This is a genomic window from Alcanivorax borkumensis SK2 (assembly GCF_000009365.1).
Taxonomy (GTDB): Bacteria; Pseudomonadota; Gammaproteobacteria; order Pseudomonadales; family Alcanivoracaceae; genus Alcanivorax; species Alcanivorax borkumensis.
In genome coordinates, this window is record NC_008260.1 from 976,401 (window position 1) to 1,002,825 (window position 26,425).

At 55.8% G+C, this 26,425-nt stretch carries 17 protein-coding genes and 1 tRNA gene; 12 read left to right on the forward strand and 6 right to left on the reverse strand.

All coding sequences use genetic code 11. The features are described 5' to 3' along the window. Positions 1-25 precede the first annotated feature (25 nt). The 5 genes from ABO_RS04555 to ABO_RS04575 form a co-directional block, all read right to left on the reverse strand. Positions 26-1,504 (reverse strand): AbgT family transporter, encoded by a 1,479-nt coding sequence (locus ABO_RS04555; RefSeq protein ID WP_011588165.1) that lies wholly within the window; start codon positions 1,502-1,504, stop codon positions 26-28. A gap of 216 nt (positions 1,505-1,720) precedes the next feature. Beyond that, positions 1,721-1,808, reverse strand: a tRNA-Ser gene (locus ABO_RS04560). Between the two features lie 91 nt (positions 1,809-1,899). After that, a complete protein-coding gene (locus ABO_RS04565) occupies positions 1,900-2,346 on the reverse strand; it encodes an MAPEG family protein (RefSeq protein WP_035458621.1) in 447 nt (148 codons plus the stop codon). Next, positions 2,336-2,794, reverse strand: a complete 459-nt coding sequence (locus tag ABO_RS04570) for a YiiD C-terminal domain-containing protein (RefSeq protein ID WP_011588167.1) — start codon at positions 2,792-2,794, stop codon at positions 2,336-2,338. The genes ABO_RS04565 and ABO_RS04570 overlap by 11 nt, the downstream gene beginning before the upstream one ends. Next, entirely contained in the window at positions 2,791-3,348 is a 558-nt protein-coding gene (locus ABO_RS04575) for a nitroreductase family protein (RefSeq protein WP_011588168.1), read from the reverse strand. Before ABO_RS04575 ends, ABO_RS04570 begins: the two co-directional genes overlap by 4 nt. A 170-nt stretch (positions 3,349-3,518) precedes the next feature. Between ABO_RS04575 and ABO_RS04580 the strand changes: the two genes are divergently transcribed. Beyond that, on the forward strand, positions 3,519-5,063 hold the full coding sequence (locus tag ABO_RS04580; protein ID WP_011588169.1) for an adenylate/guanylate cyclase domain-containing protein: 1,545 nt from the start codon (positions 3,519-3,521) through the stop codon (positions 5,061-5,063). A 68-nt stretch (positions 5,064-5,131) separates the two neighbouring features. Here ABO_RS04580 and ABO_RS04585 read toward each other — a convergent pair whose 3' ends face one another. Continuing rightward, positions 5,132-6,727 carry a GMC family oxidoreductase gene (locus ABO_RS04585; protein ID WP_011588170.1) on the reverse strand — a complete coding sequence of 532 codons (1,596 nt, stop codon included), beginning with the start codon at positions 6,725-6,727 and terminating at the stop codon, positions 5,132-5,134. 106 nt (positions 6,728-6,833) lie between these two features. On the opposite strand from ABO_RS04585, the gene ABO_RS04590 reads away from it, so the two are divergent. The 11 genes from ABO_RS04590 (at position 6,834) to ABO_RS04640 (ending at position 26,399) form a co-directional block, all read left to right on the forward strand. Further along, a complete protein-coding gene (locus ABO_RS04590) occupies positions 6,834-7,421 on the forward strand; it encodes a DUF3047 domain-containing protein (protein ID WP_231483339.1) in 588 nt (195 codons plus the stop codon). A 347-nt stretch (positions 7,422-7,768) separates the two neighbouring features. Continuing rightward, positions 7,769-8,329: an HNH endonuclease gene (locus tag ABO_RS04595; protein ID WP_041704908.1), complete on the forward strand. Its 561-nt coding sequence runs from the start codon at positions 7,769-7,771 to the stop codon at positions 8,327-8,329. Between the two features lie 130 nt (positions 8,330-8,459). Further along, positions 8,460-11,243, forward strand: coding sequence for a bifunctional glycoside hydrolase 114/ polysaccharide deacetylase family protein (locus ABO_RS04600; protein ID WP_232501283.1), 2,784 nt, complete (start codon positions 8,460-8,462; stop codon positions 11,241-11,243). Next, complete coding sequence (locus tag ABO_RS04605) at positions 11,206-12,084, forward strand: hypothetical protein (protein ID WP_011588174.1); 879 nt, start codon at positions 11,206-11,208, stop codon at positions 12,082-12,084. The genes ABO_RS04600 and ABO_RS04605 overlap by 38 nt, the downstream gene beginning before the upstream one ends. Next, a complete protein-coding gene (locus tag ABO_RS04610) occupies positions 12,081-14,861 on the forward strand; it encodes a tetratricopeptide repeat protein (protein WP_011588175.1) in 2,781 nt (926 codons plus the stop codon). Before ABO_RS04605 ends, ABO_RS04610 begins: the two co-directional genes overlap by 4 nt. Before the next feature lie 11 nt (positions 14,862-14,872). Then, positions 14,873-15,397 carry a hypothetical protein gene (locus ABO_RS04615; protein WP_011588176.1) on the forward strand — a complete coding sequence of 175 codons (525 nt, stop codon included), beginning with the start codon at positions 14,873-14,875 and terminating at the stop codon, positions 15,395-15,397. Next, positions 15,397-16,731: a PelD GGDEF domain-containing protein gene (locus ABO_RS04620; protein WP_011588177.1), complete on the forward strand. Its 1,335-nt coding sequence runs from the start codon at positions 15,397-15,399 to the stop codon at positions 16,729-16,731. The genes ABO_RS04615 and ABO_RS04620 overlap by 1 nt, the downstream gene beginning before the upstream one ends. Continuing rightward, positions 16,724-17,734, forward strand: a complete 1,011-nt coding sequence (locus ABO_RS04625) for a hypothetical protein (protein WP_011588178.1) — start codon at positions 16,724-16,726, stop codon at positions 17,732-17,734. The genes ABO_RS04620 and ABO_RS04625 overlap by 8 nt, the downstream gene beginning before the upstream one ends. Next, entirely contained in the window at positions 17,712-19,268 is a 1,557-nt protein-coding gene (gene pelF, locus ABO_RS04630; RefSeq protein WP_011588179.1) for a GT4 family glycosyltransferase PelF, read from the forward strand. Before ABO_RS04625 ends, pelF begins: the two co-directional genes overlap by 23 nt. Continuing rightward, a complete protein-coding gene (gene pelG / locus ABO_RS04635; protein WP_011588180.1) occupies positions 19,268-20,638 on the forward strand; it encodes an exopolysaccharide Pel transporter PelG in 1,371 nt (456 codons plus the stop codon). Before pelF ends, pelG begins: the two co-directional genes overlap by 1 nt. A 178-nt stretch (positions 20,639-20,816) precedes the next feature. After that, the gene (locus tag ABO_RS04640) at positions 20,817-26,399 is read left to right on the forward strand and encodes an alpha-2-macroglobulin family protein (RefSeq protein WP_011588182.1); all 5,583 of its coding nucleotides are present in this window, start codon (positions 20,817-20,819) and stop codon (positions 26,397-26,399) included. The last annotated feature ends 26 nt before the right edge of the window (positions 26,400-26,425 follow it).

Sequence of the window (26,425 nt, forward strand, 5' to 3'; positions counted from 1 at the left end):
ACGCGTTTCAACCTTCACTTTTAACTCAAGGCCCCAAAGGCCAGCCAAACCCAATCCACACCCCCAATAATACCGACCATCCCAGTAGTAATGTCAGGCTGTAGGGCAGCATCAGTGCAATGAGGGTGCCGATGCCCGTCTCTGGCTGATAGCGGCGAGCGAAACCCAGCACCAGCACAAAATAGGGCATCAGTGGAGTGATGATATTGGTACTGGAGTCGCCCACTCGATAGGCCGCCTGGCTGGCCTCGGGAGAAATGCCCAGTAACATCAGCATGGGAATAAAGACCGGCGCAAGGATCGACCACTTGGCCGAGGCGCTGCCGATCATCAGATTGATCAGTGCGGTGAGCACCACAAACAGTAATAACAGAACCACCTTGGGCACGGTCAGTGCACCGAGCCAGGCGGCGCCTTTCACCGCTAATAGCAGGCCCAGCTGGCTGTAGTTAAACCAGGCAACAAATTGCGCGGCGAAGAACATCAATACCAGGTAGCCGGCCATGGACGCCATGGTCACTTCCATGGCAGTGATAACCGCTCCACTGTTGCGAAACTGTCCGCTGACCCTGCCATAAACCGCACCGCAGATGCCGGCAATCAACGCCACGATGACCACCAGACCATGAATAAACGGCGAGCCCAGCACGCTGCCGGTATCCGGGTGGCGCAGTGGTGCATCGTTTGGCAATACCAGTAGCGCTAGCCCTGCCAGTAGGATTGCCAGTGTCAGGCCGGTCCACTTCATGGCGCGGGAATGGATTTGCGGCGCGTCCACTGATGCGTCAGCCACGGTATTGGCGTGGGCCAGCCGGGGTTCGGTGAGCGTGCGAGTGATTAGAGTGACCAGCCCGGTCACCAGAAAGGTGGAGGCGATGATAAACCAGTAGTTGCCGGTGGCCGCCACCGTGCGGTCCGGGTCGATGATGTGTGCCGCTTCTGTCGAGAGCCCTGCGAGCGTGGCGTCCACCGGGCCGACCAGTAAGTTCGCGCTGAAGCCGCCAGAAACTGCGGCAAAGGCGGTGGCGATACCGGCGATGGGGGGGCGGCCGGCCAGCTGAAACACCAGTCCTGCCAGCGGTATCAGCACTACGTAACCGGCGTCCACGGTCAAACTGGAGAGTACCCCGGCAAAGGCAACGGTGAATACCAGAGCGCCGCCGGAAGAGCGTCGTACTAAGCTGGCCAGACTAACGGACAGTAGGCCGGACTGCTCTGCCACGCCTAGGCCTAGCATGGCGACCAGCACCACGCCAAGAGGGGCAAAGCCGGTAAAATTACCCACGAGGGTTGTGAACAGATAACGCAGGCCGTCTGCATCCAGCAAGGAATGGGCGGTAATGGTTTCATCGGTGAGCGGGTGGGTGGCGGTCACATCCAGTGCGCCCAGCACGGCAGTAAGAGGCAGCAGTAGCAAGCAAAACCAGACAAACAACAGCGTGGGGTGGGGCAATCGATTGCCCAGTTGCTCCAGTCGAGCCAGCCAGCCATGGGTGCGGGTCATGGATGTATTTCCTTGAAGTGTATCCTCTACTGTAGCGAGTGGGTCGAATGGCGGGCAAGTAATAGCAGGCCGCAAGTTCGATACCCACGTGCCTCACGTTATATTCGAACCATGGCTTTGGCGTTGATTGGCAGCATTTAAGCTGATTTTGTAGCGGGTTACGGGGAGCAGAGAGGAATAAAAAAAGCCCCACGTTTGCGGGGCTTTTTTTATATTTGGCGGTGAGGGAGGGATTCGAACCCTCGATACCTTGCGGTATACACACTTTCCAGGCGTGCTCCTTCGGCCACTCGGACACCTCACCAGATTGTCGTCAAAAGTGCACTGGGCAGCAGTTGAGGGCGCGTAGAGTACCGGAGGGCGCGGCGGGAGGCAAGCATCCCGCCGCCGGTTGTTCACTGTTTGGCTAGCGAGAGTAATAAACAGGCTTGGTCTACGGCCAGCCAGCTCACTAAGGCCACCTGTACCAGGAAGAAACCGAAACGAATTTGCACCAGCCAGTGGTTCACGCCTACTAGATGGATAATGCTTTGGGCTACCCGGGCAGCGACCAGCCAAGGCAGTAATGTGGCGCTCAAGTCCGTGTTGCCGATCCATAGGGCGGTGGCTACCACTACGATGATGATGCCAAGCAGCTCTAGTGTATTGAGGTAGGCCCGGTGTAATCGATTCAGCGGGCAGGCTGGGTTGTAATGATAAGGGGGGAAACCGTCGGCTTTGCTTTTGCCGCTTAGCACGGCAAGGGAGCGGGCGGAAATGAGCAAGATGAGCAAGAACAGTGCCCAGCCCGCATAGGCCAGCAGAAACAGGTGAGTGGTTGTTATTGTACTTTCAGTCATCATTGAGTCCAATCCTCGCAAGATAAAGACCCTGATATTCGCAGACTCGGGCACTATTAGCACTGGTGCCGTGGGCCAAAATGCGCAAAGTTGCCTTTCCCCGGCGTTCAAGGCGCTGTTCGAATTGGCTCCGCGCTTCGTTACTGACCGTGGCGGTGATATGGATGTCGCTGTGCAAGGGAAGCAGATACTCAAGGTCGGTTTTCACCGCCACCACGTCTGCGTTAGCGCCCGCCTGGCGGGCAAGCAATGTAGTAAGTGCCCAGCCGGAGAGTGTAAGCAGAGCTGACTGGCTACCGGCAAAAAAAGTGCCTTTGTCATTATGATTAAGCGCCAGGGGGGCGGTAACGGTGAGTGTCTGCCCGTCGAATGATGTCAGTTGGAAGTCCAGATGCCGGGTGAGGGGAATGGCATCACGAACCTGTTCTGCTAGTGCTGCCAAGTCCATCATGGCAACTCACGAATAAAATCGGCAGGGCGCTCATCGGGCAAGGATTTGAGGCTGCTCGCCGCGGTACCCAGGTACAGGTAGGCCACCACTTGGTCCTTGGGGGCAAAGCCGAGCTTTTCCTTGGCAAGGTCTGAGTTGGCCAGTGCGCCAGTGCGCCACATAGCGCCGATACCTTGTTCATAGGCTGCCAGCATCATATTTTGAACGGATGCTCCCACCGCTAACACCTGCTCCCAGACGGGAATCTTGTGTCCTTCCGTGACTTCGGCCACGGCCACGATAATAGTGGGCGCGCGTAGGGCCTTGCTGTAGGCGTTATTCTGGGTGCGGCGGTCGGCGTTCGGTTGTTGTTCTAGCAAGTGCGCCACCATGATATCGCCCAGCCGTTCACGTTGGCGGCCCTGCAGCACAATAAAGCGCCAGGGGCGTAGCAGGCCATGGTCCGGAGCGCGAATGGCGGCACGCAGCAGCATGTCGATTTGCTCATCGTTGGGGCCTGGTTCTTGAAGGCGGGGGCTTGAGACACGGGTGGTCAGGGCGGTGAGGGTGTCCATTCAGGGCTCCTGTTATAACCGCGCCATGGTAGCCCGAATTGCAGATGAGTCCCAGTTGTAGAGTTCGGATGCTTCCAGGCAGCAAGGAATCCTCGACCTTTAGTCATCCCAGTCTTTTTTCTTATACGGTAAACCGCTAAGCTCCGCAGAAATCGCGTGAAACCGATCACATGACCTTCATCACAAAAAAGAAATCTCGCCGTCCTCAGCTGGGGCCTATGGAGCGCGCGCGCCGCCAGGCAAATTATATTCGCCTTTTGGCTTTTCTGGTGGCCGCCATGATCCTTATTGCGGGGCTAAACCTGAACCTGTTTCCTGCGCTATATATGCTGGGGGTGGCGGGGCTGCTGATTTACCCCATGTCCGCCCAGGGCCTACTTTTTTTGTTCGACAAGCAGGATCGACCCACCAAAATGGTTCATCAGCTGCTGATGCAAGCAGATGCTATGGTGATTGGCCTTGTGTGTGCTTTGCTACATTTCTCTCTGGTGCCCGCCATGGTGCTGTTGATCATTGTTCATGCCAACGCGGTAAGTAGCGGAGGCCTCAAACCCTGGCTGATGAATATCCTGATGACCGGCGTTGGCGCTCTGCTGATGGGCTGGGTTTTGGATTTCAAGGTGCTACCACCGCAACAGACACCGGTTTTGCTGTCGGTTATCTCCATGCTCGGTTTGGGCATTTATGTCGGGGCGTCATCTGCATTTGCTCGCCTGCAGGCTCGCTATTTGCAACAGGCACAGGAGCTGGTGCGCCATCAGCAGAAACAAGCGGTGGATATGTCTCGCAAGCTGGCCAAGTATTTACCGCCCCAGGTGTGGGGTTCCATTTTTTCCGGCAAGCGCGATGCCAAGCTGGGAACCGAGCGTAAGCGGCTCACGGTATTTTTTTCTGATATTAAAGGCTTTAGTGCCATTTCCGAAGAGCTGCCATTAGCGACTCTGACTAAGATGCTCAACACTTACCTGAGCGAAATGACCCGCATTGCACTGCGCCACGGTGGCACTATCGACAAGTTCATCGGTGATGCAGTGATGGTGTTTTTCGGTGACCCGAAAAGCGCCGGTGCCCAGGAAGATGCCTACCGATGTGTATTAATGGCCATCGAGATGCAGGAGCAAATGAAATTATTACGCCAGCGCTGGGCTCACGAAGGTATTGAACACAAGCTGGAAATCCGTATTGGTATTAACACCGGGTATGCGACGGTGGGCAACTTTGGCACCGATTCTCGTATGGACTACACCATTTTGGGCACTGATGTGAACCTGGCCAGTCGCCTAGAATCGGCTTGCCGTCCAGGTGGCGTGCTGATTTCAGAGGCGACCCAAGAACTGGTGAAGGACCGAATTCAGTGCCGCAACATGGGTGACATCCAAGTAAAAGGATTTAACCGGCCGATTTCGGTGTTTGAAGCTCTAGGAGCCAAAAGGGATAGCGGAGCAAAGAACCGTTATGTGTCGGCGCAAACGGCGGGTTTTGGTATGCATATCGACCTGGAGCGCATTCGTAACTTCGACAAGAACACTATCCTGCGCACCCTGGCCCATTGCGCCACAGATCTGAAACAGGACAAGCTAGTGGAAGTGGACTATGAGTCGGAAGGCTTCAGCTTGCATGTGGAAAGCCACACCTTGAAAAAACGGGATCGTGAGAAAGTGATCGAAATGATGGGGCGTGCCGCCAAGAAAGTGCAGACAGAAGTACGAGTGTAATTCGCTACCCGCTCCCTGAGACGCTGCTTTAGGTGGGCAGGCGTCCACCTAAAGCAGCTGACCGAATGTTACTGACCAAGAATGGCGTCAGCGGCTTTTTCGGCAATCATTACAGTGGGGGCATTGGTGTTGCCGCCAATCAGGGTCGGCATGATAGAGGCATCCACTACGCGCAAGCCTTCTAGGCCGTGGACACGCAGCTCGCTATCGACTACCGCCATTTCGTCGCTACCCATCTTGCAGGTACCCACCGGGTGGTAAATGTTGTCACACTTTTGGCGGAGGAAACCGCGAATTTCTTCATCGCTCTGTACCTCTTTGCCCGGGAAGATCTCTTCGCCGCGCCAGTCGGTGAGCGCCTGTTGTGCCATGATCTTGCGAATGGCCTTCACGCCGCGGACCATGCCTTCCATGTCGTCCGGATGCTCCAGAAAACGCGGGTCGATCAGGGCTGGGGAGCGGGGGTTGCCGTCACGCAGGGTGATGTTGCCGCGGCTTTTAGGTCGCAAAATGCAGACATGGCCGGAGTAGCCATAGCCCATGCTGAAGAGCATGTTGAGGCCGTGGTTATCCAGCTTGGCAGCAGTCAGGTGCAGCTGCAGGTCAGGAATGTTTTCTTCAGGACGCGATTTGATGAAGCCACCGGCTTCTGCCACGTTAGAGGTCAGCTGACCAGTGCGGCGATAAAAGAAATTGAAGATCCCTTTTAGCCCGGTGGTCATGAGTGCGCCGGGGGCTAGGCTCAGTGTGTCCTTACGCAGGCTTTTATGGACCACTAGCGCATCGGGGTGGTCCTGCAAGTTTTCGCCAACCCCAGGCAGATCATGAACCAGCGGAATGTTGTGTTCGGCCAGTTCCGCCGCCGGGCCTACCCCGGATAGCTTTAGCACCTGTGGCGAGTTGATGGCGCCCCCGGAGAGAACCACTTCGTTGTCTGCTTTTAGGGTGCGGATCTGACCGTCGTGCTCCACTTCTACGCCGATGGCCCGTTTGCCGTCGAACAAGATGCGATTGACCAGTGCATTGGTCATGATGGTGAGGTTAGGACGATCCATTACCGGGTGCAGGTAGGCTTTGGCAACACCGCAGCGCTCGCCATCCTTCTGGTTCACCTTGTACATGCCCATGCCTTCTTGTACTTCATTGTTGAAGTCGTCGGTGGCAGGGTGCCCGGCTTGCACGCCGGCTTTAACAAAGGCGCGGCTCACCGGGTGGGTGAATCGCAGGTCGGCAATGTTTAACTTGCCACCAGTGCCATGGTAGGTGCTTTCACCCGCTTCATAATGCTCAGAGCGTTTGAAAACAGGCAGGACATCATCGTATCCCCAGCCTTTATTGCCCAGTTCCGCCCAGTGGTCATAGTCCCACTTATGGCCACGGGTATAACACATGGCATTGACGGCGGAAGAGCCGCCCAAGGTTTTCCCTCGCGGAATATAAATCTGGCGGTTATTCAAGGCTTTCTGGGGCACGGTGTAATAGCGCCAGTTCCGTGCGTTGGAGCGCATCATCATGATGATGCCCGCAGGAATCCGAATAAATAGGCTGTTATCGGCGGGGCCGGCTTCAAGGAGGCACACGCGATTATTCGGGTTTTCGGAGAGGCGGTTGGCGAGTACGCAGCCGGCGGAACCGGCGCCAACAATGATGTAATCAAACTGCATGGTATCTGCCTTGTGCTAGTGACACAGTAAACAGAGCATTCTAGGAATTCGGCGTATGAAAACGAGGTTTGTTTGTGACCGGCGAGTCCAATGTATACCACGTTGGATGGCGCTGTTTTTGGCATTAATGCCTGCTTTGGCGGTTTCGGCAGCGCCTCCGGAGTGGCGAGAAGTGGTTTTTGCCGGGCATACGGCGTATCGACAAACCACTGAGTGCTGGCAGGCCCGTGCACAGGGAACGGCCTCAGGGCTGGTGCGGGAGAAAAGCGTCGACCTTGAAAAAACGCCTTGGCTGGTCTGGCAATGGCGGGCTGAGGCTGTGGCCGCCTGGCCGGATACCAACGAGCAGCATAAAGCCGGTGATGATTTTCAGGCACGGGTGTATGTAGTGAAAAAGGGGTGGTTGCCCTGGCAAACCCGGGCGATCAATTATGTTTGGTCGCGGCAATCTGCGCCTGGCGCTCATTGGCCAAACCCATTTGCGCACCAGGCAGAAATGGTGGTGGTGCAGGGGCCAGGCGGTGCCGGAGTGGCACATATGTTTTCACGTAATGTCCAAGCGGACTTCCAGCGTTTCCATGGAATGGCGGTGACATCGGTGGATGCAGTGGCGATCATGACCGATGGCGACAATACTGGGGCCACGGTGACCAGCTGTTACCAGTTGCCGTCCTTTCGCTCCGAGATGCCTTGAATACAAATGCATTAAAGCGGAACGTCAGTTGATCATTGGCCAGGCTTGCGAACACAAACGCTAATCAGGAAACGCTCAATGTGAAAAGAGAGTTGCGGCTAGCGCGCTGCCCTGTTTATTATTTGTTCAGCTGGTTGTCTGTGATTAGGGTGTTGAGGCAAATTAATCAGAGATAATAAAGTAAAGGCGCCGCCACCGTGCTGACATACCCACACCGGCAATGCACGACCTTCCACGGGGTTTCCCGCAATAGCGTTCCTATCTCTTTTGCCTTCTGTTGCAGAATCGTCATCACCTTACGTTTATATCTGATACAGCCACACTCAATTACATTGCTGAGGTTGCCCATGACTGAACGTATTTTGCGCTTGGACAAGGCGGGGGCCCCGGTCGAATGGTTGGACTGGCAGGTCGCCGCCACCCTTTATGCTCGTGGTCTGGTCACTTGGACGCTGGGGGAAGAAATCTACCGGTTGCATGGTGGGACCAGTCGCACTACCGGTGCTCGATCACTCTTATCCCTCCACTCGATTATCGCCTGCGATGGCATTACCCACAGTTATAAGCGCCCGCCTCCACCGTTAACCAATCGGGCTCTTTTCCGTCGCGACAAGCATCTGTGCTTATATTGCGGTAAATCCTTTGCTGAAAATGCGCTTACCCGTGATCACATTGTGCCTACCTCACGTGGTGGTAAGGATCGCTGGTTGAATGTAGTGTCGGCTTGTCGGCGCTGTAATCAGCGTAAGGGTAGCCATCGACTGGACGAAATTGGCATGGAATTACTGGCCCTGCCTTATGTGCCGAATATGGCAGAGTATCTGGCGCTGATTAATAGCCACCGTATACGGGGGGACCAGATGGCCTTTCTACGTAGCCAGTTTGGTAAGGAAAGCCGGCTTTTGTAAGAAAAATGTAAAAATAAAAAATGCTGATGGGTCCTTATTTACATTGGGGAGGCTCAATTACCATATTTCACTTCGTCTTGACGTGAATTCAGATAGACTAAAATTCTTTTTCAGATTTCTGGTCAGGGACGTGCCCATTCGTTACGTCATTTTTTTCTTGTGTTGGTGTGTTGCGGCTACTGCCTCGGCAGTAGAGAGTAAGGCTGACGCCAAAACAGCGGCCTTTTATTATGGCCCCGATATTCCATGGGCTTCGCTGGCCGTGTTTGATTTTCCCGTGGTGGAGCCAAATCAGGCTGACACTGTGCCCCAGGCCTACCAGGGTGAACATTTCTATGCCTATGTGAGCTTGGGTGAAGTGCTGGCCCAACGTCATTATTTCTCTGGTTTGGACAAGGCCTGGTTGTTGGGGAAAAACCCGGACTGGGGGTCGTTTATTCTTGACCAGTCTTCCCCGGCGCTACGCAGCTACTTTATTGATGCCGTGATTGAGCCTCTATGGCAAAAGGGCTATCGCGGTTTTTTCCTTGATACCCTGGATAGCTATCAACTGGTCGCGGAAGACGACGCCGCCCGTGAACGTCAACAAAAAGGGTTGGCCGCGCTGATAAACGCTATTGCCGAGCGCCATCCCGAAGCCGGGTTTATTTTCAATCGCGGTTTTGAGCTGATGCCATTGATTGAGGCCCGCGTGGATGCGGTGGCGGCAGAGTCCCTCTACCAGCGTTGGTTGCCAAGCAAAGATCAATTTGCGGTGGTTCCGGAGTCGGACCGGCAATGGCTGCTGGATCAGTTTGAGCAAGTCCGTGAGCGCTATGGTGTTAGCACTATTGCCATTGATTATGCCCCCCCCAGGGACCGTGACCAGGCACGTAAAATCGCTAGCGACATTGCCCGCCATAATGTGATTCCTTGGGTGACTAACCCGGCGCTGGATATGTTGGGCGTGGGAGAGCTGGAGGTCATCCCTCGCCAGGTATTGATGGTCACCGGTGGTAGTAAAGAAAGCACTTGGGAATTATCCATGGCGGTGCTCTATGGGTTAATGCCACTACAGTTTCAAGGGCTGGTACCCGATGTGCGGGTAATAGATACACCGATGCCCGCGGGAACGTTGGCGGGCCGTTATGCCGGTATTGTGGTTTGGCTAGAAGACCCGCAAGCCCGCAGCGATGAATTTGAAGACTGGTTGGCTCTACAGAAAGACAACGGCGTTCCCATTCTCATGTTGGGTTTCCCTGCAATTGACCCGAAAGGTTCCCATGCAGAGGACTTTGGATTTATCTCACGGGGCACGCCGACCAGCCCGCCCAGTATTCACTATCAGCACCCGGACATGGGGTTCGAAATTCCGCTACCGGGATTACTGGATGTATCTTCCCCGCTGGACAGTAAAGAGGCCAATCCTTGGCTTGAATTGCGTAGCGACAACCAGACACTGATTCCGGTGGCCACCACCCCGTGGGGCGGCTATGCCTTTCAGCCCTTCCCCATTCGCTCCATGATGCCCGGTATTAAAGAAGGCATGAACCGCTGGATGATCAACCCGCTCACCTTTACCCGTGAAGCGCTGAAGTTGCCGGCCATGCCGATTCCGGATGTAACAACAGAAAATGGACGTCGCTTACTATTTGCGCATATGGATGGCGATGGCTTCCCCAGCTTGGCGGAAGTGGAGGGCTATCGCAATGAAGCCGACGCCTTGGTTTTATTAGATGAGATTCTTAAGAAATTCGATATTCCAACCACCATTTCGGTGATTGAAGGGGAGGTGTCCAGCGAGGGCCTGTACCCGAAAATGGCGCCGGAATTGCAACGCATTGCCCGCGCCATGTTTGCGCTTCCCCATGTGGAAGCGGCAACCCATACCTATTCACATCCCTTCTTCTGGTACGATGCTCAGGAAAATCCCGGTGAACTCTACGGGCCGGAAGGGCAGCTGAGATTGCCGATTCCTGATTACCGTATGGACCCGGTGCGTGAGGTGGTAGGTTCGGCAAACTATATTGAGCGCGAGCTGTTACCTCCGGGTAAGAAAACACGCATGGTGTTGTGGAGCGGAGATACCATCCCCACTCCGGAAGCGCTAAAAGCGGCCCGTGAAGGTGGCTTGCTGAACATGAATGGCAGCAATACCACCATTACTGAAAGTGCACCGACCTGGACCCTAGTCAAAGGTATTGGTGTGCCCAAAGGCGATGAGTTTCAGGTGTATGCACCTAACCAGAATGAAAATATTTACACCAATGAATGGACCGGTCCTTTTTACGGGTTTGAAAGGGTCATCGAAACCTTCAAGCTGACCGAGACTCCGCATCGTTTTAAGCCGGTGGATATCTACTACCACACCTATATTGCTAGTAAGAATGCGTCGCTGGAATCATTGCGCCGGGTATATCAGTGGGCCAGTGAGCAACCGTATTTTCCGCTCTTTGCATCGCAATACGTGCGTAAAGTGCTCGATTTCAACGATATGGTCATTGCCCGTCGTGGTGATGAATGGCTAATTCAGGGCAGCGGTGAGTTGCGTACTTTGCGCTTACCGGATGAGCTGAGCTTTCCGGCAATATCCGGGAGCGATGGGGTAGCTGGATTCCGGGAGGATAAACCGGGCCGTTATGTTCACCTCAGTGGTGGCCGCGCCCGTTGGCAGGGGCGGGTAGCATCGGATGATGCCATGCCCTATCTACAGCAGGCGAACGGGCGGCTGACGGCGTTCTCTCGGAATGGGAAAAGACTGCAATTCTCCCTGAGCGCCATGGCTCCACTGGCGTTCACCTTGGCCAACGTCGAAGGCTGCACCCTGCGTCACCAAGGTAACATTATTAAACCGATTGGCCGTCACGGTCGATTTAATCGCTACAGGAGTGCGGCACGTGAGCTCAACGAGCTACGGTTACAATGTCCGCACTGAGCGGCTGCGGGTCGTTGGTTTACTCGAATTATTTGCCTTCCTGATTCTCATCGCGGTGGTGTGCTGGATGGTCTTCCCACGGGACCTATCCTCGTCGTTGCGCAGCGCTCGTCTGGATGCGGTTACGTTTAGTTATATGCAGGCATGGCTGAAGGCTAAACCCGACGACCACGAGTTACGGCTGCTGATGGCTCGCGAATTGATTCTGCAAGGCGATTTTGTGGAGGCAGATAATCAACTGAGCTATGTGGCACGTGTCAGCAATGGCCGTTATGACAGCCAGATCGCTTGGCTGGAATTACGTCGCGAATTTACCCGCCTGATGGCCATCACACCGGACAACCGTTTTGGAACCATGTTGCAGCATGACACCCTAGCGCAGTTGCGCAGCATTGACTGGGGTGCGCTGAATAATGAAAAGCGCATGGCGTTTGCAGATATGGCCCTGGCCCTGGGGGACGTAGACCAGGCGGTACAGGCTTTCACTCGATTGGCTGACAATGCGGCTAACCCCAGCCGCTGGTATGTGAAATCAGCCAAAGTGCTGCTGGCCCATGGCCGTTACTCGGAATCGGCGGACGCCTATATTGCCGCTATGGATTCACGAGGCAATTATCAGGTGCGCAAGCGCTATTTTCTGGCTGCGCTGGATGCTTTGCAGGCAGGGAGCCTGCATCGCAAGGCCATGCGCTTGGCCGGCGCCCGTGAACGGTCGTTTTATAATGACAAAGACGTTTTGTACCGGTTAATGACCTTGGCTCAGGCTGGCGGCAATATGGCAGCGGCAGAACATTATGCGGTGTTGCTGTTAAGGCTGGCGGATATCGAGGAGCCCGGATGAAGTTCCGTCTGTTGCTTATGGTTGTTCTTGCTTCGGTATTGGCCGGCGCATGGACAGCCCATGCGGCGGATCCAGAACCCTATGTGGAACGCTATTACGATCGCAGCTATCGGGTGTTTATGGCGTCGGGAAATTTACCCCGTGCCCGGCAAGTGATTGAAAATGCGCTCTACTGGCGTTCCGACGATGAGCGCTGGTGGCGTCGTTTGGCTGAAGTATCCCGTTGGTTGGGCGACCCGGAAACCGCATTGAAGGCCTGGCGTCAGGTGGCGGAGTTGAGTAATGACCCGCAGGCGTGGAAGCACGTACTGGAGTTAGCGCCACTGACCTATAACAACCGCCTTGCCCTGCGGGCTCACAAGGCGCTATTGAGCGTGTCCCCTTACGATGCGGGCATCATTGCCACCATCGGTCGGCAATACGAGTTGTTGGGTCAGCCTGAGGCAGGGCTGCGCTTCTTCGAACAGTGGCGTCGTAGTTATCCCAGCAAAGCGGTGCTAAGAGAAATGCAACGCTTGGCTCTGAACCAGGGAGAAGATTTGCTGGCGGCAGGTTATTCCCGGGAATACATGGATCGTTTTGGTCCTGAGCCGTTGATGGCAGAACAGGCCGCAGATCTGTACTGGCTAAATGGTCAACGCGAAAAAGCGCTGTTAGACCTAAATCGTGATGCTAACCAGTTGCCTTATATACCCGCATTGTCCCGTCGTATTGCGGTGATGGCCGGGGAGTTGGGGGAGTGGGATCTGGCACTGTCCCGTTACCAGGAGCTGGTGGACAATGAAGACGATCAGATAGACGACCTGTATAACTATATAACGCTGTCCCGTTATTACCAGCCGGAGCGGCTAGCATTGCTGATGGGCCGGGCCTGGCGCAAGAACGGTGACCCGCAATTGGCACTTGGCGCATTGTACCAGCTGCAGTCTCGCGGCGATGATGCCGCCATTGATGCCTTTCTTAAGGGGCTGAGCGCGGAACAACGACAACGGCTTGAACAAACCCCGGAATTTTTGCGCTTCTATGCCAACCTGCAATTGCATCGCGGGGATGCAGACGCGGCGCAGCGGTGGCTTAATAAAGCCTTGGTTTTAAATTCCGAGGACAGAGAAACCCGCATTAGCTGGATGTGGCTGCTCATCGCCACAGGCCAAGATACCGCGCTGCAACAGGCTCTGGTGAATTGGGAAGACTCGGCTCGCAGTGACCGCCGCTATTGGAACGTGCTGGCAGCTTCACAAATGGCCTTGGGTAATGCGGAGCAGTCCCTGCGCTATGAAATTGAACTACTGAAAACTGCCCGCGATAACTGGGAGAGGCAGTGGTATTACTCCCAGGCGTTGATTGCTTCTGGGCGAAACGGGCAAGCTTGGCCGGTAATGCGTCGCCTAAAAGAGCAGCTTCCGTTTACGGTCGAACCGCAGCAACAGGCCACCTATAGGGACATGAAGTTGACCCTAAGCCTGTTATTTGATGATGGCGACACCACCCTCAAACTGGCCCAAGCGCAAATAGACGGCATGGAAGACGTGCCCGCCGCTCATGCTGAATGGCTAGCGCAGTGGGCCATTGGTCAGTCGGAACCTGGCTTGGCTCAGAGCTGGTATTTACGTAAAAAAATAGCACAGCAGGGCCCGCTTAAGGCTGGATCAGCGCTGGCCTATGCCTTGGTGCAGGGTGATCTGGATTCGGTAGCCAGAACGCGTGAGCAGTACTTGGGCCAGCTTAGCCTGTCCGAACAGCTGGAAGCCCACGTGCGGTTGGATGAACCGCGCCAGGCCGCTAATACTTTCATGGCCATTCAGGCCGGAGCGCCAGAGTTGGCAGGCAGTAATAATCTGCAGGAAAGCCTGCTGTTGCCTACGGCGCTTTCCTCCCAGTTTCATCTTGAGCAGCGCCGTTTGGGTGCGCTGGATATTCAGGACCTGCAGTTTGTTCAGTACCACCCGATCAGTGACTTCACGCAGTTGTCGGTGGAGGCTCGTCAGCGCAATTTCAGTAGTAATGACGATGAATTATTGCAGATCAGTGATGATGAGCAGCGCCTCTCGGTGGCGTTAGCCTACCAGCGCGAACGGTTCCGCAGTCGCCTGAAATTGGGCCAGCGCAATCTGTTGAACAATAGTGAAACCATGGCGGACTTGGAGCTGGGGGCGAACTGGACGCAGTATTGGTCCGGTAGCCTGAATTACCAATGGCGAACGCCGGCGGATGAATCGTCCCTGTTGATTCTCGGTGCGTCACGCACGGGTAGCCAGTGGTTGTTGAATTGGAGGCCATCATCCACCTGGCAAAGCAGTGTGGATTGGGCCAACTATGACTACCATGATCTCAATGAGAGCGATCTGGGCAGTGGCAGTATCATCAATGCTCAAAGCACCTGGCGCCCCTGGTTATCACGCTTTTCCCCCGGCGTACGGGTGAGGCACACCCGTGCGGACTTCACCGCTGGCGGCGACAGCATGGCGCAAGTGCGTGCGCTGCTACCCCCGGGGGCCCAGACGTTGCCGCTACCGCAAGACTATCACGAGTCGGAAATAGTACTGTTGTTGGGCCAGCCTGATGTCCATATTCGTGCGCACCGATTACAGGGTTGGGGAGAAATTGGCTACAGCGAGAACAGTTTGTCTGGGGCGGGTTTTACCGGCCGCTTCGGGGTCGAAGGCCCTTTGATCGGGCGTGATGAATGGAAGATTTACGCGGAGCAACAGCTCAATAGCGGTGGCAGTGATGAAGACAGCTACCGCTTTGGGCTGCAATATAGAATTTATTATTAGGAGTGAATCCAATGAGAGTGAGCATTCCGCTACTGGGTACCTTGCTGCTGGCTGTCGTGCTGGCCGGTTGTACTCATGTTCGCAGCAGTCAGAATGTGGAATTGTCTGGGGAGGGCACATGGCTGGTGTTGCCTTTGGTTAACCGTACCGCGACGCCCCAGGCCGGCTTGCGGGCGGCAGCGATCGTAGAATCGGTGCTGTTTCGCCATGGCGTTAACACGGTGACCCGCTACCCGCAAAGCGATAACCAAGGAGTGTTATTCGAAGGCACATCCGCCGCCAGCCGCAAGAAAATGGATAAGTGGATTCGCTCCCAATCGGCGGATTATGTGGTTAGTGGGGTTGTACACGAATGGCGTTATAAAACTGGTGTGGACGGTGAGCCGGCGGTAGGGGTGATGATTGAAATCCGAGAACTGCCTGAGGGGCGCATTGTTTATAGCGGCACCGGCTCGCGCGCGGGCTGGGCCCGCCAGTCGCTCAGTGAAGTCGGCCAGAAAGTGATCGATAAACTGATCTCGCCGGTGGTGCAGTAATGTTGGAGCACCTCAGCAACGGTAGGCTGGCGGGGCTGTTTATGCCGCAGCCGAGAGTGCTCTGGTCGATGTGCGAAGCGATCATTCTGACCGCCCTGGCGGTTGGTTTGGGCCTCTGGTTACGTTATGACGATCCGTTGACGCTTATCGGAACTTTCCGTTGGGTGCTGCTAGTGCCTATCCTGTTGGCGCTTCGTTACGGCAGCCTGCTCGGTGTGTTTGGCATGCTGTGCTTGGTCAGTAGCTGGTTTATTCTCAGGTTTTTCGGCTTTTACCCCAGTTTGCCCTTTCCTGAATCCACCATGCTCGGTGGCTTCGTTATTATTCTGATCTGCGGCGAGTTTGCCGATATGTGGCGGGTCAAACTGATGCGCGCCGACAGTGCTTCCAGTTATGCGTTGGAGCGCCTGCAGAATCTTACGCAGCGCTATGTGTTGTTGCGTTTGTCCCATGACCGCCTGGAAGAGAATCTACTCGTTAAACCCTACACCGTGCGCGATGCGCTGGCGCGGTTGCGCGAGCTGACCTTAGATGAAAGTGACAGCATTCGGCTGCCTGCAGCGGATGATCTGGTGCATCTTCTGGCAGAGTATTGCCAGCTACAGCGTTGTGCCTTGTACCGCGTTGTTAATGGCCGGATTGATGACGAGCCGGCGGCCCTGTTGGGAGAAAATGGCCCCCTGGACCGAGATAACGAACTCCTTCAGCACGCGCTAGATCATCGGCTATTGGCCCACGTTCAGCAGCAAGGCCACGACAGCAATTACCATGGCCAATATTTGGTGGCTGCGCCTATCATCAACAGCGGTGGAGACCTCATCGGGATGATGGTGATTGAGCGCCTGCCATTCCTCTCGATCAACTATGAAAATCTGCAGTTGCTGTCTGTGCTGCTGAACTTTTATGCGGATATCGTGCACGCCGGCGATGAAGTGGATGAGATGTTGGATCGCTGGCCGACCATGCCCTTCCGTATTGCCAGCGAGCTGGCTGCCTTGGTGCGTTTGCGTGAAGGTGGCCGAGTAGATACTTCCCTGACCCTATTTGTGGCCGATGAAAGCGAGCAGGCCGGGCTAATTCTGGATGCTCTGGCGCGTGGCCTGCGTAGCCTCGACTTGGCATGGTGGATCAGCGATAGGGTACTGATGATCATGATGCCTATGACCGGGGAATCCAGTCTGGAGGGCTATGTTCTGCGTACGGAAAAATGGCTGCAAGAGGAGTACGTCTTCATGAGCCTACGCCAGGCGGGCATACAGTTCTTTTACCGGCACCTGGACCAGCGAGACCCCGAGGTGCAGATCGCCAGGTTGCTGGAGGCAGCCGGTGTCTAGCCTCAAGCTAATTATTTATGCCGTCGCTGCAGAAATCGCATCGCTAATGCTGTTGTTGAGCAAGCAGGCGGATTTATCGATTTTCTTGTTGTATCTGTTATCACACGGTTTGGCTTCAGCCTTGTTATCCGTGGTGGCCTGGAGTTTATTGCCTGAACGTTTCAGAACGCCAAAAATCCTTTCCTGGGTGCTGGTTTTTTCCTTTGCGTTCTTTATCCCCGCCATGGGGTTAGTGACGATTTTGGGTGGTGTTGCGCTGGGTATCTGGCTGCCGGCATTGTTTCGGGATCTACCGTTTGGGTTGGTGGATCAGCCGTACTTTACCCCGGTGCAAGTGAATAGCACCGCGGGTTTTCGACAGATCGATCTAAAAAATTTGCTGATCTCATCAAAGGCGCCAAATGCCTTACGCGTGCAAGGCATGTTGGTGCTTAAAGATATGCCTGCCAGGGTAACCGGTAATCTGTTACGCCATTCCCTCGGCGACTCCTTTGAAGATCTGCGATTGTTGGCCTACGGGATTCTTGATCAAAAAGAAAAAGAAATTACCCGTGATATTGAGCGAGCCCTGCATTTACTGGAGCGCTCCAAAGAGTCCCGCCGTTACCGTTTGGCGCGTCGCCTGGCCGAGCTCTACTGGGAGCTCAATTATCAGAATTTGGTACGCGGTGATATTCGTACGTTAACGTTAGAGCGAGCCGGTTATTACGCGGATATGGGGCTGATGGAAAGCCCAGAAGATGCTGGGCTGTGGCTGTTACGCGGGCGTATCCAGCTCAGCCAGGAACAGATAGGCGAAGCGCACCAGTCCATGACATTTGCCCGCCGACTTGGCCTTTCTGCGGCGAAAGTGAATCCCTGGCTTGCCGAAATTGCGTTGCAGCGCCGGCAAATGTCGCTGGTACGTATGTTGATGCTGGAAATCACCGATGACAGCCAGTTTACCCAGCTGAATAAATCCGTTGAATTCTGGAGGGCCTATGAGCCTGCCACGGGCGGATAGCGCCGATATTTGTCTATTACTGGAAGGCACCTTCCCCTACGTGAGTGGTGGTGTGTCCAGCTGGGTAAACCAGATTATTCGTGGTTTTCCCGAGTACACCTTTGCCTGTTGTTTTGTAGGCAGCCGCCCGGAAGACTACGGCGAGATGAAATACGAACTGCCCGACAACGTGGTGCACCTTGAAGTGCACTACCTGCACAATTTTCAGCGGGGGGCGCAAAAACGCTCCCTCAAGGGTAATCGCAAAGCTTATGCCGATTTGCGGCGTTTTCACGACATGGTGAAAGAGGGCGTCCAGACCCGCGAACGCAGCCAATTGTTCAGCCGCATTGTGACTCATCTGGGCGAAGGCGAGGATTATTCCGAAGAGTCGTTCCTGCACAGCCGGGCCAGCTGGGATTATATCGCCGAAGCGTACCGGAACTTTAGCCGTGACCCGTCATTTGTGGATTACTTCTGGACCATCCGTATTATGCACTCGCCCATCTGGGTGCTGAACGACATTGCCGATAATTTAATTCCGGCGAAAATGTACCACACCATTTCGACCGGTTATGCCGGCTTTCTAGGGGCCATGCTAAAGCGCCGCACCAACAAGCCTTTATTGTTGTCCGAGCACGGTATTTACACCAAAGAGCGCAAAATCGATCTATTCCAGAGTGAATGGATCAGCGATAACCGTGGCTTGGTGGAAAAGAATAACTCGGAGATGGCCTATTTTCGGGAGAAATGGGTGAATTTCTTCACCGAGTTAGGGCGTGAGTGTTATCAGGCATCAGACCGGATCGTGGCTCTTTATGAACGAAACCGGGAACGGCAGATGGAAGATGGCGCCCCCCCGGACCGCACACTGAATATCCCTAATGGCATCGACTTGCCACGTATGCAGAAAGTGCGCGCCGCCCGTGGTGAAGCCATTCCCCCGGTGGCTTGCCTGATTGGCCGTGTGGTTCCCATTAAAGATGTGAAAACCTTCCTGCGCGCCATGCGCACCTTGGTCAATGTGATTCCCGAAGCGGAAGGCTGGATTGCCGGGCCGGAAGATGAAGATAAAGATTACGCCAAGGAATGCCGTGGCTTGGTGGCCAGCCTGGGGCTGGAAAAAAATGTGAAGTTTTTGGGCTTTCAGAAAATTGATGAATTGCTCCCTAAGGTGGGGGTGATCGTGCTCAGTTCCATCAGTGAGGCATTACCTTTGGTGCTGCTGGAAGGGTTTGCTGCCGGCGTGCCGGCGGTATCCACGGATGTGGGGTCTTGCCGCCAGTTGATCGAAGGCCTTGATGAAGATGATCGTGCCTACGGTAAAGCTGGCGAGGTGGTGGGCATTGCCGACCCAGAAGCGCTGGGTAACGCCGTGGCTCAGTTATTGAAAGACAAAGACGCGTGGTTTCAAGCACAGCAGGCGGGTATTCGTCGGGTTGAAAACCTGTATACCCAGGAAATGATGTTTGGCGCTTATCGGGATTTATACCGTTCTTTGCTTGATGATTCAGGCATTGCGGCCTCGGCCAGTAATAAGGAGGGCCGCCACTAATGGCAGGCATCGGTTTTGAGCTGCGCCGTCTGTTGCGTAAGGACACCTTGCTCGGGCTCATTCGTGCCTACGCCTATGCCGGAGTGATCAGCTCAGGTCCCTGGGTGTTATCGATCATCGGTATCCTGATTATCGGTATTTTCAGCCTGGGGATCGTGATACCCAATGCGGCGGTGACGCAATTTCAGGTCACGGTCACCTATTTGATTGCGGTCAGTTTGACCCTCACCGGTATTGTCCAGCTGGCGTTTACTCGTTTCTGTGCCGACCGCTCGTTTGAAAAGCGCGAAGACCTGATTCTGCCTAATTTTGGCGGCGTTACCTTGCTGGTCACGATCTTTGCTGGGCTACTGTCGTTACCGGTGGCCATGTTCCTGTTTCCGGAGCAAAGCATTCTTTTCCGAGTGTTGTTGATCGCCTGTTTTGTAGTGTTGTGCAATATCTGGATCGCCACGGTATTCCTGTCTGGCATGAAGCAGTACAAGGCTATTCTTCTGCTGTACGCACTCGGGTACGGGATTACGGTTGTAGCGGCGCTATTGCTGCTGTTTCTGGGGCTGGAAGGGTTGTTGTTGGGCTTTCTGCTTGGGCAAGTCACCTTATTGGCAGGCATGCTGGTGCTGATCGTGCGGGGCTACCCTGCCGAGAGCGTGGTGTCGTTCGCCATGTTCAGTAAAAAATACCTGTACCCCTCCTTGATGCTGGTCGGCTTTTTCTACAACGCCGGTGTGTGGGCCGACAAGGCCATGTTCTGGTTCTACGATGGCACCGGAAGCGATGTGATCGGGCCGCTTCGGGCTTCGTTAATCTACGATATCCCGGTATTCCTGTCGTATCTGTCGCTTATTCCTGGCATGGCAGTGTTTCTGGTGCGCATGGAAACGGACTTTGTGGAGTATTACTCCAACTTCTACGATGCAGTTCGTGAAGGCGGCTCGCTGTCTTATATTGAAGATATGCGCAATCGAATGGTCTTTGTGATTCGCCAGGGGATCTTCCAGATTCTCAAGATTCAGGCTATCTCGGCGCTGGTAATTATGGTTGCCGGTGCGCAGATCTTTCATGCGCTGGGCATTTCGGAATTGTACCTACCGTTGCTCAAAGTGCAGTTGATTGCTACCGCACTACAGGTGGTATTCCTCGCCATCATCAACGTGTTCTGCTACCTGGATCAGCGCCGCATGCTGGTGCTGCTGACCGGGTTGTTCTTCGTGCTTAATGTGATTTTTACTGGAATTAGCCTGTACCTAGGCCCTCAGTTTTTCGGTTTTGGTTTCTTGCTGGCCTTGGCTGTCTGTGTGTTGCTTGGCTTGTGGTTGGTCAGCCGCAAAATGGCAGAGCTGGAATATTCCACCTTCATGCTTAATTGACAGGTGGTGTGTCGGATTGCCTCTTCTCTCACGGAGAAAGAACACACTGCCTTTCAGGCTTAACGTGGTTGTTGCCGTCGGCAAGGCCGGGAAGTCGCCGTTACGAGAGTGACCCAACGAATGGTCCATGTCTGTGGTATCTTTTCCACGTTAATCATGTTGCTAGGGGAAGGGGCTCATGCCACGTCTGGGTTTGTCGGTTTTTCGTCTATTGATGTTGTGGGCGGTGCTGTTGGTGGTCGGCTGTGATGAAGCCGGAGACACCACACGCAACGAGGATAATAACGTCGCGGCCGCAGAGGGAAATAACGCAGCGCCTGCCGTCTCGCCACTGGATCAGCGCTGGCAGACCCATCTAGCGAGCCTGCCCACCGGCACCATCAGTGCCCGTGCACCGCTGATCGTGCGCTTTAACCATCCCGTAGCCAGCCCCGATCAGTTAGACAAGCCCCAGTCCGGCGTGGTCCGGCTGTTGCCGGAACGTCCGGTGACGGCGGTGTTTACCGCTGAAGATCGATTGGAAATTCGCCCCTTAGAACCTTTGCCCAGTGGTGAATCGCTGACCCTAGTGCTGTACGCACAGGGGTTGGCAAATGTGGACGACACCTTGAGCCCGGCAGAATTTTCCCTGCAGGTATTGCGCCAGCAACTGAGCTTGAGCGTGGAGTCCCTGTTACCCACCGAAGATGGCCGTGAGATGGTGTTACGCGGCAGCCTTGAGACCCGTGACCTGGCGGACCACGACAAGGTGGAGTCGGTGCTGGCCGCCAGCCAGAACGGTGATGGCTTAACCATTGCCTGGCAACATGACAGCGCCGGGCTTCGCCATGCATTTTCAGTGAGCGGCATTGTTCGTAAGCCGCAAGCCAGCGATGTGTTACTGCGCTGGGATGCGGCGCCCTTGGGGCTGAGCAACAACGGTGAACGCCACTACACCGTACCGGCGCTGAAAAACTTTGCGGTCACCAATGTGCGCGCGGTCAGTTACCCCCAACCCCACATCCAGGTGAATTTCTCTGAAGCACTGAGCGCCACCCAGAACCTGAAAGGCCTGGTTACCCTCAATGACAACAATGCCCGCGTGGAGGTAGACGGCAGCACCCTGCGCATTTACCCGCAGGAAGAGCTGGACGACGATGTGGCGTTGGTTATCGACGCCAGCTTGCGCTCGGCCAGCCAGGGGCGCCTGGCGAAGACGCTGGAAAAGAACCTGACCCTGGTGACCAACAAGCCTGGGGTTCGCTTCGTTGGTGAAGGCACTATTTTGCCCGATGGCAAGCAACTCAGTGTGCCCTTTGAAGCGGTGGGGGTGCGTTCGGTAAAAGTGCAGGCATTCCGGGTATTCGATGACAATATCGGCCGCTATTTGCAGGGCAGTGAACTGAATGAGGCGGACATGGATTCCCGCACTGGCCGCTACCTGTGGCAGAAAACCCTGAGCCTGCCGGGCACTGGCGATGGCTGGCAGCGTTATCAGCTGGACCTCACCGAGCTGATGGCCAAACACCCCAATGGCCTGGTGCATCTAACCCTGGCCATCGATGGCGACGACATCAGCTACCACTGCCCGGACGGTGCCCTGAATAAAAAGACTACCCTGCCCGACAATTACGAAGGCCCCGGGCAAGATGATGGTGGCAATGATCTCTACGAAAACTATTACATCGATGGCGGTTACCTGAGCTGGTACGAAAAAGATAACCCCTGCTCCGACAGCTACTATGAATATAACGACCTGGCCAGCAGCACCCGGGCTTTCTTGGCTTCCAACCTGGGGTTGATTGCCAAGCAAGGCCAGAACGACACCTTGCTGGTGGTGGCCACCGAGCTGGATAGCAATACGCCTGCTGAAGGCGTGGTGCTCAAAGCTTACAACTACCAACTGCAGCAAGTGGGCATGGGGCTCACCGATGCCCAAGGCATGGCCAGCCTCACCCTTGAAGGCAACGCTTATTATCTGGAGGCGGTCAAGGATCGGGACAACGGCTACCTGAAGCTGGCCCGTAACCGGGCCTTGCCCACCAACCAGTTCAACACCGGTGGCCAGCAGGTTCGTGATGGCCTAAAAGGCTTTTTCTACGGTGAAAGAGATGTGTGGCGTCCCGGTGATGCCATCCACCTCACCTTCATTCTGGAAGATCAGGACAACATGATTCCCGAGGGGCACCCGCTGACGCTGGACTGGTTCGACCCCAGAGGGAATAAGGTGAAAAGCTACACCCTGGATACACCCGTGGGTGACTTCTATGCCTTTACCTTACACACGGACGAAGATGCGCCCACCGGTAACTGGCGTGCGGTGGCGCGGCTGGGGGAGCGCTATTTTGATACCCCTATTCGGGTGGAAGCGATTAAGCCTAACCGGCTGAAGATCGAGCTGGATTTGCCCGAAACCCTGTATGCCAACGAGGCCACGGACATTGGCTTGTTTACCCAATGGCTCAATGGCGCCACTGCGGCCAATCTGGAAGCGGACATGCAGGTGCGCGTTAGTGCGCGGACCACCCGCTTCGATGGCTACGATGCTTATCACTTCGACGACCCCACCCGGAAACTGAGCAGCGAACCATTCACAGCTTTCGAGGGCAATGTGGACGGGCAGGGCAACGCTACCGTGCCGCTCACTGTGAATGTGGACCAGACCCCGGGCATGCTGCGTGCCACGCTGACCACCCGTGTGTTTGAAAACAGCGGCGATTACAGCACCCAAATTCGCAGCGTGCCGGTGTACCCGTTCAAGCACTGGGTGGGCATGCGTATTCCGCAAGGCAGTGGTTGGGGCGGTGCGTTGTCCCGCGAAGGCCAGCACGCCATTGATCTGATCAGCCTGAACAGCGATGGCAAAGCAGAGCCTAGTCGGCCCCTGGACATCAGCGTCTACCAGATCGACTGGCGCTGGTGGTGGGATCGTTCAGGCGATGACCTGAGCAACTACATTAGCGACCCCAGCACCCAGCGTGTAGCCCAGGCTCAAATCACCACCGATGGCCAAGGCCGCGCACAATGGAACCTGAACGGGGAAGACTACGACTGGGGCCGCCACCTGATCCGCATCTGTGATCGGCAAAGTGACCATTGCACCGCGCAAACAGTCTATCTGGGCTGGAGCTGGGAGCAGGCCAGCGGGAGTCAGGATGCAGCTACACGGCTGTCACTCTCCGCCGATCAGGACCGCTATGCGGTAGGGGATATCGCCCATATTGAACTGCCCGCCGTGGCCAAGGGCCGTCTGCTGGTGAGCCTGGAAACCGGCTCCCGAGTGCTGGACCACTATTGGTTAGAGGCTAACGGCAAAGCACAAACATTGGATATCCCCGTCACCGCCAACATGGCCCCCAATGTGTATGTGCATGTGGCCCTGCTGCAACCGCACAGTGGCCGCAATAACGATCGGCCCATTCGCCTTTATGGGCTGGTGCCGTTGCTGGTGGATGACCCCAATACGCGCCTCAACCCGCAACTGAGTGCCCCGCAAAAGGTGAAACCCGAAGAGACCTTCACGGTGGAGGTGAGTGAGCAGCAGGGTAAGCCGATGACCTACACTCTGGCATTGGTGGACGAAGGTTTGCTCGGCCTCACCCATTACCAAACCCCGAATCCCCACGACAGCTTCTACCGCCGTGAAGCCTTGGGGGTGCTCACCTGGGATCTATTCGACATGGTGGTTGGCGCCTACGGTGCAGAGCTGGATCAGCTGCTGGCGCTGGGGGGCTCCGATGGCGCCGATGATGGCCGAGAAAAGCAACGCCGTCGGTTCCCGCCAGTGGTGAAATTCCTTGGCCCTTTCCCGTTAGATAGCCATGAAACCGCGCACCACGATATTACTTTGCCGCCCTATATGGGGCAGGTTCGGGCCATGGTGGTGGCCGGCGATAACGGCGCCTACGGCAAGGCAGAGCAGGATATTACCGTGACCCAGCCGCTCACCGTGCTGAGCACCTTGCCGCGGGTATTAGGCCCGGGAGAAAGTGTTGCGTTGCCGGTAACCGTGTTTGTCACCGACGACAGCCTGAAGAACGTGACCCTGACTGTGGAGGCGGACGACGATCTGTTTGAGGTGGAGCAGGGCGAGGCATCGCTCACCTTCACCGGCCCGTCCGATCAGATTGCCATGCTGAAAATCACCGCCAAACAGCAGGTGGGTATCGGCGATATCACCGTCACCGCGAAAGGGGGCGAGCACAGCACGTCGGAAACCGTGCACTTGCCAGTGCGGGCGGCCAACCCGCCCACCACCCGTGATATCCGCAAGGTGCTGGCGCCCGGTGAACTGTGGGCGCTGGGATCCCAACCTCACGGCATGGCCGGTACTAACAGCAGTACCGTGGTGGTTAGTGCCTTGCCTGCCATGGGGCTAGAGCGTCGTTTGGATTACCTGCTGCGCTACCCCCATGGCTGTATCGAACAAACCACCTCGGCGGTGTTGCCGCAGCTGTACCTGAATCAGTTGCTGCAACTGGATGAGCAACAAGCCCAGGACGTTCAAGATAACGTTGCCGCTAGCATCGAGCGGCTGCAGCGGTTCCAACTGGCCGATGGCGGTTTTAGCTACTGGCCGGGTTTGGCCAATGCCAGTGATTGGGGCACCAGTTATGCGGGCCATTTCTTGCTTGAAGCCAAGCGGCTCGGTTATGCCGTGCCGGCGGCCATGTTAGATAACTGGACCGCTTACCAGATTCGCCGAAGCCAGAGCCTGGGCGATCGCCCCTGGCAGTGGAGCGCGGAAGCTTACCGCCAATACACCCTAGCACTGGCCGGCAAGCCCCAAGTGGGCGTCATGAATCGCCTGCGCGAACGCTTGCAAATGGCCCGGGCGGATTATGCGCGCAGTGCCAGCTACCATAGTGGTCGTTGGCTGCTGGCGGCGGCATACCTGCAAATGGGGCTTAGCGACGTGGCGGCGGAACTCACCGCCACGGCGGCGTCGGGCCTGGAATACGACGGCGCTAGCTACACCTATGGCTCTCAGTTGCGTGACCAGGCTATCCGCCTCACCGTGGCCGATGCCCGTGGCGATAGCGCCAAGGCCTGGACCCTGGCAGAGGACATTGCCAGCCAGCTGGCCAGTGACAATTGGTACAGCACGCAAACCACCGCGTGGTCGCTCATGGCCATGGCCCGTTATGCCGGCAGTCAGAGTGATGAGCAGGGCTACCGGTTTGCGATTCGCGAAGGCAAGCAGGCATGGCAGGAGATCGCAGCCACCTCACCGGTGTATCGCCAAACGCTGGCCGATAGCCAGCACGCCCAGGCCTTTACCGTGCGCAATGATAGCCAGCGTAAGCTGTTTGCCACCCTGAGCAATGTGGGAACGCCGCTGCCGGGTAACGAACAGGCCAGCAGTGAAGGGCTCACCCTTAGCACCCGCTTCTTTGCGGATGGCCAAGCGGTGAGCCCGCAAAAGTTGCCTCAAGGGCAGGATTTTGTGGCCGAAGTTACCATTACCAACACCGGTAACCGCACCCTGGAAAATTTGGCTCTCACCCAAATCCTTCCTTCCGGCTGGCAGATTACCAGCAGCCGGCTGGATGGCAGCGATGAGCAGCAGGAGCGTATTACCTACCAGGACCTGCGCGACGACCGGGTGATGCATTATTTCGATCTGAAACCGGGCAGCAAGCACCGCCTCACCGTGCGGGTGGCGCTCAATGCCTCCTTCGCCGGACGCTTCTACCTGCCTGCTTGGAACGTGCAAGCCATGTACGACGGCAGCCGCCAAGCGCGCAGTAAAGGGCAATGGGTTGAGGTAACGCGGGAGTAGACCGGATTACGCTGCCCTGCGATTCC